Consider the following 16,521-nt stretch of genomic DNA (forward strand, 5'->3'; position numbering starts at 1 on the left):
AACTTATATTTAACTCGGCTTGAAGATATCGATCGCTCTTATTCTTGATGTGCGATCGATTATTCAGCAAGCCCTACAGAAGAAACTGAAGACGACCCCGACGATACTCCAGTTGAAGAAGTAAAAGCCAGTCTCAGAAAAGGATTGCAGCAAGCCAAAGCCGGACAAACCCGATCAATCTCTCAACTGTGGGAGAGAATCGAGCGATTTTAGATTTTAGACGATCGCATGATTTATCAAGTTGAATCACCGTCGATCGTACTTTTGTTAACCATTTACTCTAAATCAGATCGAACCCACATCTTGCACTATTCTCAAGAACGGGCAAGATGCCCGTTCCACAAAGAGTAGATTTTGTTGTGGAACAGGCAAGATGCCTGTTGCTAAAAGGCTAATTGAGAATGGTGCAAGATGTCAGATCGAACAGATATCAGTCTCAACGAAATCCGCAACATCATCGCCGACTTTGATGAAAACGAATAGCGGTGTATTATTATTAATTTTATGATTAGCTATCTCAAAGGCACAGTAGCCGATATCGCCAAAGGCAGCAACCGCGTCATATTGACTCTCGAAGTCAATCAAATTGGCTATGAAATCCAAATTTTGCCCCGCGTGACCGGTCAATTGCCAGCATCCGGCGAAGTCGCCCAAATTTTTACCCACCAGCAAGTTAAGGAAGACCAAATCGTATTGTACGGTTTTGGCAGCGCGGCAGAACGCGATTTGTTTCGGCAGTTGACGAGTGTTAGCGGTGTGGGTGCTCAACTGGCGATCGCACTTCTCGATACTTTAGGATTGCAAGATTTAGTCCAGGCGATCGTCGGCGGTAACACCCGCATCCTCGCCAAAACACCGGGCGTGGGTACAAAAACCGCAGAACGTCTCGCCCTCGAACTCAAAAGCAAACTCTCGGAATGGCGACAGCAAGCAGGTTTGACAACTTCAGTCGCCGCCGGAGTCCCCCCAGCTATTCAAGAAGAAGTCGAGATGATCCTGCTGGCGATGGGATACACTGCGGCTGAAGTGTTGCAAGCGCTGCAAACCCTCAGTCAAGACAGCACTTTGTCGGCAAAAGGTGATGCGGATGATTGGATACGTGAGGCGATCGCCTATTTGAGCCGATAATCGCCTACCCGATCCCGAAACCGGGAAGAAAAACCAAAATTCGACCGGCCCAACAAACCCATCCTTAGCAAAAATTTTATCGTTATTATGCTTCCCCTGTGATAACATTGGAGATTGTGACAATCGTACAAAAAAAACTAAAATCAATTCATGGCTCTTACACAACAGCGCAAACAAGAAATCATGGGCGACTTCCAAACCCATGAAACCGATACCGGTTCAGCAGATATCCAAGTCGCCATGCTGACCGATCGCATCACCAAACTCAGCGCCCACCTGAAAATCAACCAAAAAGACTTCGCCTCCCGGCGCGGTTTGATGATGATGATCAGCCGCCGCAAGCGCCTGCTGGCATACATCCAAAAGCAAAATGTCGATCGCTACAAAGCATTGATTGCCCGTCTAGGCATTCGCGGCTAAACACCCAAGCCAAAATTTGCGACAATATTCTTTAATCTTGGACAAACACCAAGACTTATTGAAAAATGTTCGAGATTTCAGGTCAGAGATAAAATATGTCCTCCGAACCACCCCGCAAGCGCTTGCCCTTTGAACCGGCAACAAATCGTAAAAAAACGCCTAAAAAGCCCCCAGAACCCCAAGCAAGCCTAGCCTTAGAGTCGGATTCTGCCGACAAGCAGCCGAAAGCTAACAAAACCGGAAAACAGGCGCAATCCATCCCAGAAGTAGTCAGCCAACGCATGATATCCCGCATAGCGGTATTCTGTGGCATACCGACAATCCTGGGAATTTCCACATTTTTTGTCAGCTATTTGGTAGTCAGCAAGGGCTTGTTTGATCTGCCCAACACAGCAGTATTGCTGGTAAGCATGGGCTGTTTTGGTCTAGGCGTTCTGGGATTAAGCTACGGAGTCCTCTCAGCTTCCTGGGATGAAGAAGTTTCAGGAAGCACTCTGGGGTGGGAAGAATTTAATACCAATTTTGGACGGATGCGAGAAGCGTGGCGCGCCGCCAAGCCAAAAAGTTAGTCATTAGCCATTAGTCATGAGTTATTAGTCATTAGTCATTAGCTAAAAAACTAAGCTGTTAACGATTAGCGAGTTTGTCCTTGGGGAGGGAATAAGAACCCACCCCACAACAATGCTAAAAATACTGATATAAATAGATTCTCGATCGCCATTGCATCTATTTTTCTCAGTGCATCAGAGTCATGATCCGTTTCTAGCCCAACAGAAAAGGCAAAAAAAATATGATTATTGTAATGAAAGCCGGCACTCCAGAAGCCGAGATCGATCGCATCGACGAAGAGCTCCGCACTAGCTGGGGTTTGATACCAGAAAAAATCGTCGGCCGTTACAAAACCGTCATGGGTTTGGTGGGCGACACCGTTGAGCTCGAACCGATGCAACTGCGCGAAATGAGCACCTGGATTGAGGAAGTGCTGCGCGTGGAAAAACCCTACAAACGCGCTTCTCTCGAATATCGCCAAGGAGAAGCCAGCGAAGTAGCGGTTGCTACTCCTTTAGGAACTGTAATGATCGGCTTGCATCACCCGATCGCGATCGTAGCAGGCCCTTGCTCGGTCGAAAACGAAGAAATGATTGTCGAAACAGCAATGCGCGTCAAAGCTGCTGGAGCTCATTTTCTCCGTGGTGGCGCGTACAAACCGAGAACTTCCCCCTACGCTTTCCAAGGCCACGGCGAGAGTGCTTTGGGATTGCTAGCTGCGGCGCGGGAAGCTAGTGGTTTGGGAATTATCACCGAAGTTATGGATGCGGCGGACTTAAGTGCGATCGTAGAAGTAGCCGATGTGATCCAAGTCGGGGCGAGAAATATGCAGAATTTCTCACTGTTGAAGAAAGTCGGAGCTCAAGACAAACCTGTTTTGCTGAAGCGCGGCATTTCCGCCACCATTGAAGAATGGTTGATGGCTGCTGAGTATATCATGGCTTCTGGCAATCCGAACGTGATTTTGTGCGAGCGCGGAATTCGCGGGTATGACAGGCAATATACACGCAATACCCTCGATTTGTCGGCAGTACCAGTATTGCGGACTTTGACTCACTTACCGATTATGGTTGACCCCAGTCACGGCACCGGTTGGGCGCAGTTTGTACCCTCGATGGCCTTTGCTTCGATCGCCTCTGGTACAGATTCGCTGATGATAGAAGTGCACCCGAATCCGAAAAAAGCTTTGTCTGACGGGCCGCAATCTTTAACACCGGATCAGTTCGACAAGTTGATGGAAGAATTGGCGGTGATAGGTAAAGTCATGGGACGTTGGCCGCAGCCCGTGCCAGTTTTGGCATAGAAACAGGCGAAACGCCTAACCTAAAATGCGATCACTTTTAAATCCCCGACTTTTTTAAGAAGTCGGGGATTTTGTTATTCGGTTTTTGGAATAGAGGCCCAGGGGCGATCGTACTTCTAGGAATGTTGGAAAATTTTGTATAATTGATATTTGAGTTAATTAGCGAGATGGCTGGGAGTCATGGTAGGCATCGGAACCAAACTCACTTTAGCAGAATTTCTAGCTTTGCCCCACGGAGATATATATTGTGAGTTTGTAGATGGTGAAGCAGTTCCTAAAGTGTCTCCAAAATTTTTTCATTCGAGTTTACAGGGAGCTTTGTGTCGCCTGATTCGTGTATGGTGTAAAGGACTGGGGCGAGTGCTTCCAGAATGGGCAATTTTGTTAAAACGTCAGGATAAAGATTGGGTACCTGTTCCCGATTTAACGTACATTTCTTATGAACGTCTGCCGAAAAGTTGGCGGCGAAATGAAGCTTGTCCCGCAATTCCTGAACTGGTGATTGAGATTATATCGCCCGATCAAAGTATGAAGGAATTTGAAGAGAAGGCGAAAGATTATTTGGCGGCGGGCGTTCCGCGAGTTTGGGTGATTGAGCCAGAGGCTATTTTAATAAAAAGCTTTTTACCCGATGGTTCGAGTCAAGTTTATACGGATAATACACCGATTGTAGATGAGTTGCTGCCTGGTTTGGAGTTGACAACTAGACATATTTTTGAAGAGGCGGAATTGATTGATTGATTGAGGGCGATATTTTGGGGAAAGTGAGGCGGGCGGGCTTTCATTGAACATCAAAAAATCGCACATCCAAAAGTTGGAAATGCGATGGATGCAAAAATTAACAGGTGTTATCGAGAACCCACTTTAGGCTAAGAGTTACGTTCTTTCAGTTGCTCTATAACTTGAATCAGTACCGCAACTGAACGAATCAGAACAGCCACGGCTAAAATCAGTTCAGTTCCCGAATATCCACTATTTGGTTGAGAATGACCGGGTATGGAGGGTGTAGTTGGTTCGTTCGCGCAAATGGTTTGCTGTTGAGATTGCATTGTTTTTCTCCTCTGTAAAACTAGGGTTTGGATTGAGGAGAAGTTAGTGGCCACGTCGCTTCTCACATCTCTAGCATCTTTGATTTTTCGCGATGGCAAAAGGATCGGTTGGCGACCTGCACTAGGCGATTCCTGAAAAATTTGTCTAGAATGCGATCGTTGACAATTATCTTTGCACTGTTGTATGCGCCTCAAAGCCTCCGAGCAAGGACTAGACAGAATTCGTCAGGCGAGGAAAGAAAAAAAGTGGGACTGGAATACTGACTACGCCGAGACTCCTCTAGTAGAGGCAAGTCAACTCCTAGATAGGGAATGGCAACCAGGAGAGGATTATCCAAAAGGTATCTCAGGAGTAACCTGGAGGCGCTTTCTGGAAGGAAAAAACCGCATCGAAGCTTTGGCTTTCAAAGCTTTCTGTGAAGCTTTGGGATTAAATTGGCAAGAAGTTGTTGATACCACTAGCAATAATCAACTCGATCAACGTGCCGAGAAGACTGGCTTCATCGAAAACTTCTGGGTCGGCAGAAAAGCAGCGATCGCCCACTTAAGTGTTAAGTTGCGTGGAGATACTCGCGTTTTGGTGTTGACGGGGATTACCGGAATTGGCAAGACAGCTTTGGCATATCAACTAGCTAAGGTGTTGCAGAAAGACTTCCAGCGCTCCAGACCCTTGAATTTTGAAGATGACGGCGCGCGGTACTTTACCAGTGTTGCGGCTGATTTGCTAATCCAATGGGGAGAAACAGTAAGGGCAGATGATCGCAAAGATCCAGAACGGTTGCTCTATCGCTTGTTGCGACAACTGCAAAACAACCGTTACTTGGTGCAAATGGATTCGGTAGAGATGCTGCTGGATGGGGATAAAGATACAGGCTGGAATAACTTTCAGGAGCAATATCAAGGTGAGTGGTGGGTAAGATTTTTTGAACAATTACTGGCATTGCCAGAATGCCAAAGTCGGCTGATTCTCACGTCGCAAGATTTACCCACTGAGTTTCAAGAGTTAGGTCATGTAGAGTATCGGCATTTTGAGACTTTGGCTGGGCTAGAAGCCCCAGAGCGGTTGCAGTTATTTTGGAAAACGGGAATAGAGATTGAGCCCATATCACCTTCTAGACCATATTTAGAGCGAATAGGGGCTGCCTATGAAGGACACCCTTTGGCATTGCTGGTCATTGCAGGGGAAATTATAAGTGAGCCATTCAATAGAGATGTGGTTGCCTATTGGAAAAAATATGGGCATGAGATAGAAAAAATTGAGAAGGCACGCCAACAAGAGGAAGAGCTATCAGAAAATGATTTACTTAGAATAGAAAAATTTAGCCCTAGATTGGGAGAGTTGGTCAAAAAGAAGATTGAGGCTTCATTCGTGCGGTTGAAAGAAGATTTTCCTGACGCATATATCTTGCTTTGCTTTGGGGCGGCGTATCGTCGTTCAGTTCCAAAAGAAGCATGGTTTTCTGGTTTGAAAAAGCGCTTGGCTTATGCAGAAGAAAAGCTACTGGTAGCGCTAGATGCTTTGGGCGATCGCTATCTATTTGAGGTAGAAGAATTTATTGAGGGTGAGGAACTCTTAAGGCAGCACAATTTAATCCGTAGTGTGGCACTTAACCACTCGAAAAAGGAAAAAAGGAGAATATAGCCAGCATGACAAGCAATTTGGCTGAAGTGGATGTTAAAACTCAAAACTGCTTAGAAGAAGTTGACTTTACTGCACATGGAAAGTTAGCGGTTGCCAATTTAAATATTGACTCATCACTAGCAGAATCAACTGAAATATCACTTTGGGAACTTTCCAATTATTCAGCAGTCGAATGGTGGTTGATGGAGTACGAACCCAAGCCAGATGCTTCCAATCTTGAGAAAGTTCGGGGATACTTGGAAGCATTTCACCATCTCTGCGAAGTGGAAGACTGGGAAAGAGCTAGCAAAATCATTGAGATTAACCTTGATATACCTAATAATACAGAATTACACAATCCGCTAATAACTTGGGGCTACTATAGTGAAGTAATTGATTTATACAGTAGATTATGCGGAAAATTAGGCCCAGCCAGTGATGCTGTTTGCTTCTTTGGTCTGGGTAATGTATATCATTACTTAGGAAGCTACGACGAAGCTATTTCTTATTATAAGGAAAGTTTATCCAGAATGTTGAAAATAGGCTATAGCTTAGGTGTTGGGAAAGTTTGGGGCAGTATGGCTAACACTTACCTTGCTATAAGAGAGTACGATCTAGCGCTTAGTTGCTATGAAGAATGTTTGGTTATTTCTCGAAAAACAAACGATCGAGAAAGTATTGGCTCCACATTGGGCAATTTAGGAAATATAGACTTTGCCCTAGGGAAATACGATATAGCTATTGATTCTGCTGAGCAACATTTCATGATTGCAGAAAAAATAGGCAATTTACAGGGCATAGGGATAGCATTAACTAATTGGGGAAATGCGCTATTTAAACTTGGTCATCATTTAGAAGCTCATAAACAATTTTTGAGAGCATACGAAATTTTTATAGAAATTGGCGATCGTCGCTCTGAGGCTCTAATTTTTTACAATTTGGCGAGCTTCCAAGCGGATTTAGGCAACCTCCCTCTAGCTATTGACTCTTCCAATCTCGCTTTATCCATCGCTACAGAATTAGACATCCCGCTAGCAAAAGAGTGTCAGGAATTGAAGGAACAATTACTGAGCAAACAAACATAAACTGTGAGGTATCGGTATCTAAAAGGTGTAACGTATCTGTGGTAAGCGCTCGATGAGCAACGCTTTTTCACTTCCCTTAAAACAAAGTGATAATTCCCGTATTAGGAGTCTCACTTAAAGCTGCGATCGCACCATAGTTTTCTCTTAGCATTCTCTCTATATCCCCTGTTGAACAATTTCCGCGACGTATCCAAATTACCTTTGGGGGAAATCCCAACAATAGACTCAATTCACTAAAATCCGCATCCTTGGTAACAATAATATAGTCATGCTGACGAGCATAATCCCAAACCTCGCGATCTGGTATAGTAGCTAATCCAATCCCATCAACATGAACTGAACCAGGGTAGATATCTGCGAGGCGATCGACAAGACGAGGAGAGAGATTTTGGTCAAACAAAAGTAGTCTCATGACCCAACGACTAACATAAACTGTTCGCGTTTAGCGGCGAAACTCAAGCAAGCTAAAATATCCTGTTGGGTGAGATAGGGAAAATCATCTAGGATTTCTTGATAAGTCATCCCAGAAGCAAGATATTCCAGCACGTCATAGACTGTAATTCTCATGCCTCGAATACAAGGTTTACCACCTCGTTTACCCGGTTCGATCGTAATTATATTAGCGATATCTTGGTCTGACATGGCTCTCTTCTGTTAGTTTCTGTTTTTAATTCTAACCTAGGAAGCTGATTTTCACGATCGCACGCCCTACTCAAAGACTTTCATTAAGTTGTTTCATATCCCCTTGCGGCTGCACTTGCTTGTGCAAACTAATTTTGTCGCCCACTTCATACCCCGAATTAAAACCCGCCGCGCTGCTGACTTGAGAACTACTTCTTGTTTTAACTTTAGCCCCTCGGCCCTCTAGATAATCCGCGATCGCCTGTTGATTTTTCTCAAACATCGATCGCACTACAATCGCTGGAGTCGCCGCCACATCCCCCGAACCCGGAATCCCCGACTCTTCCATCTCCTGTTTTTGTTCCAACAATCTTTGTCTCAACCTTGTCGCGCATCCAACCCGAAAAGCATTCAGATACGCCAACCCCCTGCCGTTTCCTTTGCGGTATTTAGCCCTTTTTTCAATCGCCGAACTCAAATACTCGTACAGATGTTTGCAAACAATCAGGTTTGTAGAAGTTCCCACCAAAAACATACTGCCATTATAAGTGTTTCGCATGGCATTGCAACCGTTAGCGTCGGCAATTCCCGAAAGCAGCATCATTTTCCAAGTAACAAATTTGGATGTTGTTTCAACGGAGTTTTCGTCAATCTCTTCTTGGTGATTTGGCCCTAAATCGGCGAGGCTGAGATTGTACTGGGCCAGTAAAAGGGAAGCTTTTTCGGCTGCTGCAGTCGATTCGTTTTCATTGGATGAGGTGGCGAGGGCTAAAAGCTTTTTGATTCTTTCGACAATACTTGTGTCTGCCATTTTTCGATCTATTTTAGGGTGAGAGTATGCGGTGGCAAGGATTTGGGTGAATTCCTATTTTAGTATAGCTGGGAATGTGCGATATTTTTTGAGGAGGATTTTTTTGAACCGCAGAGGGCGCAGAGGGCGCAGAGAGAGAGAAGAAAGAAGTTTGCAACTGATGCGCGGATTGGTTACTATTCGAGGACTTCCAGGACTGATTTGGGCAACAATTTATCTTTAAACCAGACTACTTTTGCTGGCACATCATTTACATTCACCCCGGCTTTTTCTAAATTCAGCCGTTCGGAAATAGCTAAAATTAAGTGATCGCATTCAGACTTCTGTACTTGTGCAAATTTCTTTTGCAAATACTCCGGCCGCCAATAGCCAACTATTTCTAATAAAAACACTCGCCCGTCGGGATGGACTAACCGAAAGTCGGGAATCATCACACTACCTGGAATCGGAATTAAATCAACTTCTCGTTCTAGTTGCCACTCGGTTTTTGTGGAATTCCATCTCTCAGCAAATGCGGCTTCTAACATACTATCATAAGGCTTGCCAGGGGGATAGTGGCTGACTAAACCGCAGTCGGAATTGAGGGTGAATTTACCTGTTTTCAAAACGCCACTAAAAGGATCTTTTGTGTGCAGTGTCGAGTGCATACTCCATTTAGTGACGTGCAGCAGTGCGGGCAGCATTTTCGCGAGGGCTAAGCCGTAGCGGGTGCTGGGTTTGAATAAGCTTGTAGGGCCGTCTATTGTCAGTGTAAAACCGTGGTCTGCATCGCCTTCGATGTAAGTCATTAATTGAAATAGTTTCAGATAGCGAAATAAGAGTTTGTATTCTCCTGGATCGTTGCGGTGGGCGGTTAATTGGACTTGAATTGCTCGGTAAAATATGCCTTGAACTTGAGAAAGATTGTATTTGTGAAGCAAGTTTTCGGGTGTTGGTGCATTAAACTCTGTGAGGATTTTGTTTTCGTTTAAATCGGCGTATAAACCTGTAGTGATTTCGTGTGGCAAAACTTCTCTGTTTAAGTCTTGGCTGAGTTCAGTTGCTACTTTTTCTAGGGTTAATTGAGTGGATTGATGGCTGGGAGTCGATCGCGCGGACAATGCAAAAACCCGCTGTCTCAACTCTGAGGGTTCTAGGGGACTGATGACTTCCAAGGTGCAGAAACCGCCTTTCAGCAGGTGCGCTAATCCCCGTTTCAGCCGATAATCCGGGCTGTCGCCTTCTAATTCTAGCAAGCGTCCGTCGAGCTCGCCTTGGGTTTTGCCGATCGACTCTTGAAAGCAGTCGATCATTTCCTTAGCTGCTTCTAAGTTTTTAGCATCTATCTTGAGGCGGAGAGGAATAATTGATTCTCCGTTTTGGCGGTGACTTAATAAATCAGTGGGTAGCATTTGTTAATATATTTTTAACGAACCGCGAAGACGCGAAGAACGCGAAGGGAAGACAGAGAAAGAAAGAGAGTGTTCAGGAATAGTTTAGGCTTGCTACCAGGGAATTTCATCATTGTCTTCTCCCCATTTGGCGGGTGATTCTGCTGCTTTTTTGGTTGTTTCTCGGTTGACTCCGTAAATCGGTGTCGGTTTGACAGTTTCTAATTTCTGATATTCAGGCTTTGGCGGTTCTATTTGTGTTTGTGGTTGGGGTTTGTGAGGCTGCATTCCTCCTCGGCGGCGTTGGGATGTTCTTTCTTCGCTGGTGTCTTCGGTGACGACTTCGTAGAGAATTGCTAACTTATTTACATCGCTGCTTTTGCGGAGAACTCGACCCAATCGCTGAATGTATTCGCGTTCGCTGCCAGTACCTGACAATATGATAGCAATTCTGGCGTCGGGAACGTCCACTCCTTCGTTGAGGACGTGGGAGGCGACGAGGGTTTTGTATTCGCCGCTGCGAAAGCGATCGAGGATTTCGTGGCGTTCTTTGACAGGGGTTTGGTGGGTAATTGTGGGGATGAGAAATTCTTGGGAAATTCGGTAAACTGTGGCGTTGTCTCCGGTGAAAATTAGGGTGCGCTGGGGAGAGTGTTCTGCTAGTATGTTGGCTAAAATTCGCAGTTTTCCTTCGGTACAAAGGGCGATTTCTTTGGCTTGGCGGTGGGCTAGCATGGCGCGCCGTCCCAGGGGCGATCGCGCGCTTGCCATGATAAACTGTTTCCAACCTTCGAGGCTGGATATTTTGATGTTAGACTGTTTTAAGAAGTCGTTGCGAATGTTGATTAATTCGGCGTAGCGATCGGTTTCTTCTTTTGACAGTTTTACCATAATTTGAACTATTTTATGGTCAGCTAAAGCATCGCCCGCCAAATCTTCGGGTCTTTTGCTAAATACTGTCGGGCCGATCAGGAAATGCAAATCACTGTGGCGGCCATCTGTGCGATCGGGTGTGGCTGTCAGTCCGAGTCTAAAAGGTGCGATCGCATATTCGGAAATTACTCGATAAAAGTCCGTTGGCAAATGATGGCATTCGTCAAAAACCAGCAAACCGTATTTATTGCCCAAGGTTTCTGCATGAATACTTGCACTGTCGTAGGTTGCCACTAAAATTGGCGTTTTGTCCCGCGAACCTCCGCCCAACAACCCGATTTCGATGTCGGGAAAAGCTGCCTTTAAATTAGCATACCACTGGTGCATTAAATCCAGAGTTGGTACTACAATTAATGTACTGCGACCAGTGACTTGCATGGCTAATTGTGCCAGATAAGTCTTGCCGGAAGCGGTGGGGAGGACTACTACTCCTTGGCTTCCTGCTTCCTGCCAAGCTGCGAGGGCCTGTTCTTGATGTGGGTAAGGCTGCATTTCCACGCTGGGTACGAGTTCGAGTAGTTCGTATGCCCTAGCTTCGTCCGTGAAGTGAATGCAGTCGGCTTGGAGGCATTCTACCAGCGGGCGGTAGTGAATGGCTCGAATGCGGTATTTTTCCACGCGATCGTCCCATGTCGCAAAGTCCACCCAGTCTCTGCCTTTGGGCGGCGGGTGTAGCAGCAGCGTTCCGCGATCGAATGTTAAGGTAGGTATGCGTGGCATTTGTTTAGATAGGGGGACGAGTTATGCCTGTTAAATTATAAGTGACAGATCAAATATATTGACTCTTCTTGAAATTATCTGCGTTACTCTGTGTTAATCAGCCCTACATCTGCGGTCGATCTATCAATCAAAAAATTATGTAATTCAAGTCTAAATTGAAGAAATTGCGATCGCACTGAATAAAAACTCAACAAATATTCTCCTAGCCGGATTGCCGGATTGCCAAATCTAAAATCTACAATGGTATTGTCCCGCTGGGGATGGTTTTTAGGTTAGATTCGATCTACGTATGCCTGAGATTAGAGGTTATAGATGGAAATAGGCGTCCCCAAGGAAATCAAGGATTTAGAGTTTCGAGTCGGGCTTAGCCCCACAAGTGTCCGGGCTTGTTCGGACAAAGGCCACACAGTTTTTGTGGAAACAAATGCTGGTGCTGGGGCCGGTTTCGCAGACGAGGACTACGTTCAAGCAGGGGCTAAGATTGTCTTAAAGGCTTCCGATGTCTGGAAGCGCGAACTAATTGTTAAAGTTAAAGAACCGCTGCCTGCTGAGTATCCGCTGATTCAAAAAGAGCAGTTGCTGTTTACATATTTGCACTTGGCGGCCGATCGCACATTAACCGAGCATTTAATCAGCAGCGGAGTCCAGGCCATCGCCTACGAAACCGTCGAACTCCCCGACAGAAAATTGCCACTGCTGACACCGATGAGCATTATTGCAGGGCGTTTGTCCGTGCAGTTCGGAGCTCGGTTTCTGGAACGACAGCAAGGTGGCCGGGGCGTACTTTTGGGTGGCGTACCGGGCGTAAGACCGGGTAAAGTTGTGATTTTGGGCGGCGGCATTGTCGGCACAGAAGCAGCGCGAATTGCTGTAGGAATGGGCGCGAGAGTGCAGATTTTAGACGTAAATGTCGATCGCCTAGCCTACTTGGAAACTCTGTTCGGTTCCAGAGTAGAATACCTCTATAGCAGTCCTTTGCAAATTGAAGCAGTTGTTCCCGATGCCGATTTGTTAATCGGTGCGGTTTTGGTCTTAGGTAAAAGAGCTCCGGTGCTGGTTTCTCGCGAATTTGTTGCGAAGATGCACCCCGGTTCTGTGATTGTTGACGTAGCCGTTGACCAAGGCGGCTGCGTGGAAACTTTGCGGGCAACTTCACACACAAATCCTACTTATGTTGAGGAAGGAGTTGTGCATTACGGCGTGCCCAATATGCCCGGTGCCGTGCCTTGGACTGCGACTCAAGCTTTGAATAACAGCACTTTGCCTTATGTTTTGCAGTTGGCAAATCACGGGATTAAAGCTTTGGAAATGAATCCGAGTTTGGCGAAGGGATTGAACGTGCAGAATCACCGCTTGGTGCATCCGGCCGTGCGCGAGGTTTTCGCAGATTTGGCTGATTAGATTCCCATTTTTTCAGCAAATCCCGTAGGGTGCGTCAGATCAAAGCTTGTGGATTATTAATAACCGGACACGATCTGATGCACCGTACTCAACTACACACCGTTTTGCAATGTTTGGCTAACAGTAAATCCTCGAAACTAACGCATTTCTCAACCCGAACAGTAATTTGTGCCAAATATTACTCTCAGCCCCGAAAAAAAATAAATTCCTCAAAACACTTGACAAACTGGGGAACATATGGCAATGTAGTAACTCGTGACCGATGCGGAACTGGCGGAATTGGTAGACGCGCATGATTCAGGTTCATGTGGTGCAAGCCTTCCGGGTTCAAGTCCCGGGTTCCGCATTCCAAAGGCAGAAGGAAGTTTGGGGTTAACCCGATACAGGCAATAACCCCATTCGCTCTGCTGAATTAAACAATGCTGACAAGTATTCAAAACCCCCTAGTTAAAGAAATCCGCAAGCTCCACAGCTCGAAGGGACGCAGGGAACAACAATTATTTTTACTCGAAGGGACGCACTTGCTCGAAGAAGCTTGCGCGGCAAAATACCCGCTAGCAACGGTTTGCTGCACTCCCGAATGGCTGGAGGATCACGGGAAACTTTGGGAGCAAGTTGGTAATTTAGCCGATCGCACAGAATTAGTAAGTGCAAAAGTGTTAGAGTCGATCGCCACTACAGTCCAACCCGACGGCATTATCGCCACCGCACCCCGCACCGCAACAGATCCCGCAAAATTGTCAACTTTAGGAATAGCCCTAGAAACCATCCAAGATCCGGGCAACTTGGGGGCGATCGTCCGCACGGCTGCGGCTGCTAATGCCGACGGTTTGCTGCTGAGCGCTGAGTGCGCCGATTTAGACCATCCCAAAGTGCTGCGCGCCTCCGCAGGAGCTTGGTTTAAGCTGCCAATGGCAGTCAGTCCAGATTTAACCGCCGAAGTCTCCGCGTATAAAAATCGAGGAATGCAAATTTTAGCAACTGTCGCCGGGGCCAGTTTAAGTTATTGGGAAGTAGATTTGCGAGTGCCGACTCTGATAGTTTTGGGCAACGAAGGCTCTGGTTTGTCGGAAGAATTGAGGAGTTTGGCCGATCGACAAATCCAAATTCCCCTGAGTCGTGGCGTAGAATCTTTAAATGTGTCGATCGCCGCAGCCCTCATCATGTACGAAGCTCAACGGCAAAGAAGTCAATCGATTTTAGATTTTAGATTTTAGATTTTAGATTGAAGCATTGATCCCACGGATAAATTCGGGGGCAAGTTTATCGGATACAGGTTTTTTATTTCTGGACGGATGAATCCGGGGGCTTGTATCCTGGATGCTTTCGGTCATTAGTTATTAGTCATTAGTTATGAGTCATTATCTGTTGGGGCGGGTTCATCAATATCTGTAACTTCATATTCAGGGCAGCCACGGGGGCTGCCCCTACAAGATAATGAAACAGCCCTGCCCCTCTACCAATCTCCCCCCTGAGATGTGGCGGCTTTTGTTTATATTGATGCAAACTGTAAAGCCAGGAAAGCGGGTACTCTCGTATCAACAGTCCAGCCTGGTATGAAATAAATATGAAGAAGTGTAGCCAATTGCTCTCACAAATGTTAAGATTCTTAACATAACGTAGTATTGTGCACGCCCCAACCAAAACCTAACCTGAGACGGTGCTGACTGGGAGTAGTAGCTAGCTACCATAAAATTAAGCCTCTTTAAATGGAAGGAAAGCGCAAGTCCCCGCCCGCTTTCCTTCCCAGCTAAAGCTAGGGGTTTGCGACTACCGCAAACCTTTAGAGGCACAGATCCTCAGCGGGAAAAGCTCATGAAAACTCTTAAGTCCTCAGATACAGATTCTGTTCGCGCTTACTTGCGGGAAATCGGCCGCGTTCCCTTGTTGACCCATGAGCAAGAAATACTCTACGGGAAACAGGTACAGCGCTCAACCGCACTGCATCAGGAGAAAAATATTTTAGCCGAAGAGTTAGGCCGCGACCCGACGGCGGCTGAATGGGCACAGGCAGTTGGGCTGTCTGAGGCACAGTTGCAGCGGACGATCGAAAACGGGGAAAGGGCAAAGCGCCAAATGGTGGAAGCCAATCTCCGCCTGGTAGTGTCTGTTGCCAAAAAATATATCAAGCGCAACGTAGATTTACTGGATCTAATTCAGGAAGGCACGATCGGGATGCAGCGGGGAGTAGAAAAATTTGACCCGACTAAGGGCTACAGATTTTCTACTTATGCTTATTGGTGGATTCGTCAGGCAATTACCCGGGCGATCGCCGAAAAAGGCCGCACCATCCGCTTACCGATCCACATCACCGAAAAGCTCAACAAAATTAAAAAAGCTCAGCGCCAACTTGCTCAGCAGCTTGGTCGCGCGGCCACGGCTGCTGAATTGGCATCCGAGTTAGAGTTGACTCCCAAACAGATTCGCGAATATCTCGATCGCGCGCGCCTGCCACTTTCCCTGGACTTGCGCGTGGGAGACAATCAAGATACAGAGTTGGGCGATTTGTTGGAAGATACGGGTACTACGCCAGAAGATTTTGCCCTGCAATCTTCCCTGCGGACTGACTTAGACCAGCTAATGGCGGAACTGACTCAGCAACAGCGAGAAGTGCTCGCCTTGCGGTTCGGTTTAGAAGACGGGCAAACCTTAACTTTGGCCAAAATAGGCGATCGTCTCAACATCAGTCGGGAACGAGTGCGGCAAATTGAACGGGAAGCTTTGACCAAACTCCGCAAGCGCAAGCAAGATATCAACGATTATCTAGCCAGCTAGGTAGATTGGGGATTGGCGATCGGGTTCCCCCCCTGGCAATCCCCAATCTAAAATCGTAAAAACCGCCGCTTTTAATTCGGTTGTGCCCACTTCGTTGCTATGACTGTCCTGCTACATTAGTAATTACTTAGTAATAAAGATCAGCAGCCATCAGATAAGGGTTATTTAATTTAACCGCCCGCGTCTAACATAACAAGCTGTATCTGAAACGGAGGTACTCGTGAGCAACTCATCTAATAAATCCCCAGAATTCTTTGAAGAAGACGGAGAAAATGCCAACTTATTATGGCAATACGTGCAGTCAATGGCTCCCGACACAGTTTCTCAGTTGTCTAAGCCGACTTCTCACGAAGTGTTTCAAGTAATGGAGCGAAATATTGTTGGACTATTGGGGAATTTGCCTTCGGAACACTTCGGGGTGACAGTGACTACCAGTCGCGAACATTTGGGTAGATTGCTCGCCTCAGCTATGATTAGCGGTTATTTTCTCAAAAATGCCGAACAGCGAATGACTTTTGAAAAGTCCATACAAGCCAGTGAGAGACATGGCTCGGACGATTAGTAGATTATTAACATTTAAGTGATCCAAGTGTCAAGCCCCCCCTCGCAAGATGGGGGCTTAATATTTTAGATTTTAGATTTTAGATTTTAGAGGGTTGATTTTAGATTTTAGATTTTAGAGGGTTGATTTTAGATTTTAGATTTTAGAGGGTTGATTTTAGATTTTAGATTTTA

Annotated in this window: 17 protein-coding genes and 1 tRNA gene; 12 read left to right on the forward strand and 6 right to left on the reverse strand. The window is 46.1% G+C overall.

Going from position 1 to position 16,521, the window contains the following annotated elements:
• The first annotated feature begins 504 nt into the window (after positions 1–504).
• From ruvA to QUA03_RS21665, 5 genes are all read left to right on the forward strand, one after another.
• Positions 505–1,128, forward strand: a complete 624-nt coding sequence (gene ruvA, locus QUA03_RS21645) for a Holliday junction branch migration protein RuvA (protein WP_190742029.1) — start codon at positions 505–507, stop codon at positions 1,126–1,128.
• Between the two features lie 150 nt (positions 1,129–1,278).
• Positions 1,279–1,548: a 30S ribosomal protein S15 gene (rpsO, locus tag QUA03_RS21650; protein WP_333214840.1), complete on the forward strand. Its 270-nt coding sequence runs from the start codon at positions 1,279–1,281 to the stop codon at positions 1,546–1,548.
• A 95-nt stretch (positions 1,549–1,643) separates the two neighbouring features.
• Positions 1,644–2,117, forward strand: a complete 474-nt coding sequence (locus tag QUA03_RS21655; protein ID WP_333214842.1) for a PAM68 family protein — start codon at positions 1,644–1,646, stop codon at positions 2,115–2,117.
• A 221-nt stretch (positions 2,118–2,338) separates the two neighbouring features.
• Entirely contained in the window at positions 2,339–3,400 is a 1,062-nt protein-coding gene (gene aroF, locus QUA03_RS21660; protein WP_333156678.1) for a 3-deoxy-7-phosphoheptulonate synthase, read from the forward strand.
• Positions 3,401–3,580: 180 nt separating this feature from the next.
• On the forward strand, positions 3,581–4,141 hold the full coding sequence (locus QUA03_RS21665) for a Uma2 family endonuclease (protein WP_333214847.1): 561 nt from the start codon (positions 3,581–3,583) through the stop codon (positions 4,139–4,141).
• 128 nt (positions 4,142–4,269) lie between these two features.
• Here the strand turns inward: QUA03_RS21665 and QUA03_RS21670 are convergent, their stop codons facing one another.
• Positions 4,270–4,449: a hypothetical protein gene (locus QUA03_RS21670; RefSeq protein ID WP_333214849.1), complete on the reverse strand. Its 180-nt coding sequence runs from the start codon at positions 4,447–4,449 to the stop codon at positions 4,270–4,272.
• Positions 4,450–4,633: 184 nt separating this feature from the next.
• On the opposite strand from QUA03_RS21670, the gene QUA03_RS21675 reads away from it, so the two are divergent.
• Positions 4,634–6,091, forward strand: a complete 1,458-nt coding sequence (locus QUA03_RS21675) for an ATP-binding protein (RefSeq protein ID WP_333214851.1) — start codon at positions 4,634–4,636, stop codon at positions 6,089–6,091.
• Between the two features lie 5 nt (positions 6,092–6,096).
• The gene (locus tag QUA03_RS21680; RefSeq protein ID WP_333214853.1) at positions 6,097–7,155 is read left to right on the forward strand and encodes a tetratricopeptide repeat protein; all 1,059 of its coding nucleotides are present in this window, start codon (positions 6,097–6,099) and stop codon (positions 7,153–7,155) included.
• 76 nt (positions 7,156–7,231) lie between these two features.
• Here QUA03_RS21680 and QUA03_RS21685 read toward each other — a convergent pair whose 3' ends face one another.
• The 5 genes from QUA03_RS21685 to QUA03_RS21705 all read right to left on the reverse strand — a co-directional run bounded on the left by QUA03_RS21685 (position 7,232) and on the right by QUA03_RS21705 (position 11,610).
• Positions 7,232–7,567, reverse strand: coding sequence for a DUF5615 family PIN-like protein (locus QUA03_RS21685; protein ID WP_333214854.1), 336 nt, complete (start codon positions 7,565–7,567; stop codon positions 7,232–7,234).
• Positions 7,564–7,797, reverse strand: a complete 234-nt coding sequence (locus QUA03_RS21690) for a DUF433 domain-containing protein (RefSeq protein WP_015174497.1) — start codon at positions 7,795–7,797, stop codon at positions 7,564–7,566. Before QUA03_RS21690 ends, QUA03_RS21685 begins: the two co-directional genes overlap by 4 nt.
• Positions 7,798–7,867: 70 nt before the next feature.
• Entirely contained in the window at positions 7,868–8,587 is a 720-nt protein-coding gene (locus QUA03_RS21695; RefSeq protein ID WP_333214857.1) for a DUF2786 domain-containing protein, read from the reverse strand.
• 176 nt (positions 8,588–8,763) lie between these two features.
• Entirely contained in the window at positions 8,764–9,978 is a 1,215-nt protein-coding gene (locus tag QUA03_RS21700) for a DUF790 family protein (protein ID WP_333214858.1), read from the reverse strand.
• Positions 9,979–10,071: 93 nt separating this feature from the next.
• Positions 10,072–11,610 (reverse strand): DEAD/DEAH box helicase family protein, encoded by a 1,539-nt coding sequence (locus QUA03_RS21705; RefSeq protein ID WP_333214859.1) that lies wholly within the window; start codon positions 11,608–11,610, stop codon positions 10,072–10,074.
• Positions 11,611–11,922: 312 nt separating this feature from the next.
• On the opposite strand from QUA03_RS21705, the gene ald reads away from it, so the two are divergent.
• From ald to QUA03_RS21730, 5 genes are all read left to right on the forward strand, one after another.
• The gene (gene ald / locus QUA03_RS21710) at positions 11,923–13,011 is read left to right on the forward strand and encodes an alanine dehydrogenase (RefSeq protein WP_333214860.1); all 1,089 of its coding nucleotides are present in this window, start codon (positions 11,923–11,925) and stop codon (positions 13,009–13,011) included.
• 264 nt (positions 13,012–13,275) lie between these two features.
• Positions 13,276–13,357: transfer RNA gene (locus tag QUA03_RS21715), tRNA-Leu, on the forward strand.
• 73 nt (positions 13,358–13,430) lie between these two features.
• On the forward strand, positions 13,431–14,228 hold the full coding sequence (locus QUA03_RS21720) for an RNA methyltransferase (RefSeq protein ID WP_333214863.1): 798 nt from the start codon (positions 13,431–13,433) through the stop codon (positions 14,226–14,228).
• A 598-nt stretch (positions 14,229–14,826) separates the two neighbouring features.
• Positions 14,827–15,786, forward strand: coding sequence for an RNA polymerase sigma factor, RpoD/SigA family (locus QUA03_RS21725; RefSeq protein WP_333214865.1), 960 nt, complete (start codon positions 14,827–14,829; stop codon positions 15,784–15,786).
• Between the two features lie 220 nt (positions 15,787–16,006).
• On the forward strand, positions 16,007–16,348 hold the full coding sequence (locus QUA03_RS21730) for a DUF760 domain-containing protein (RefSeq protein ID WP_172187001.1): 342 nt from the start codon (positions 16,007–16,009) through the stop codon (positions 16,346–16,348).
• The last annotated feature ends 173 nt before the right edge of the window (positions 16,349–16,521 follow it).

Origin of the sequence: Microcoleus sp. S36b_A4 (genome assembly GCF_036700645.1) — a bacterium.
Taxonomy (GTDB): Bacteria; Cyanobacteriota; Cyanobacteriia; order Cyanobacteriales; family Microcoleaceae; genus Microcoleus.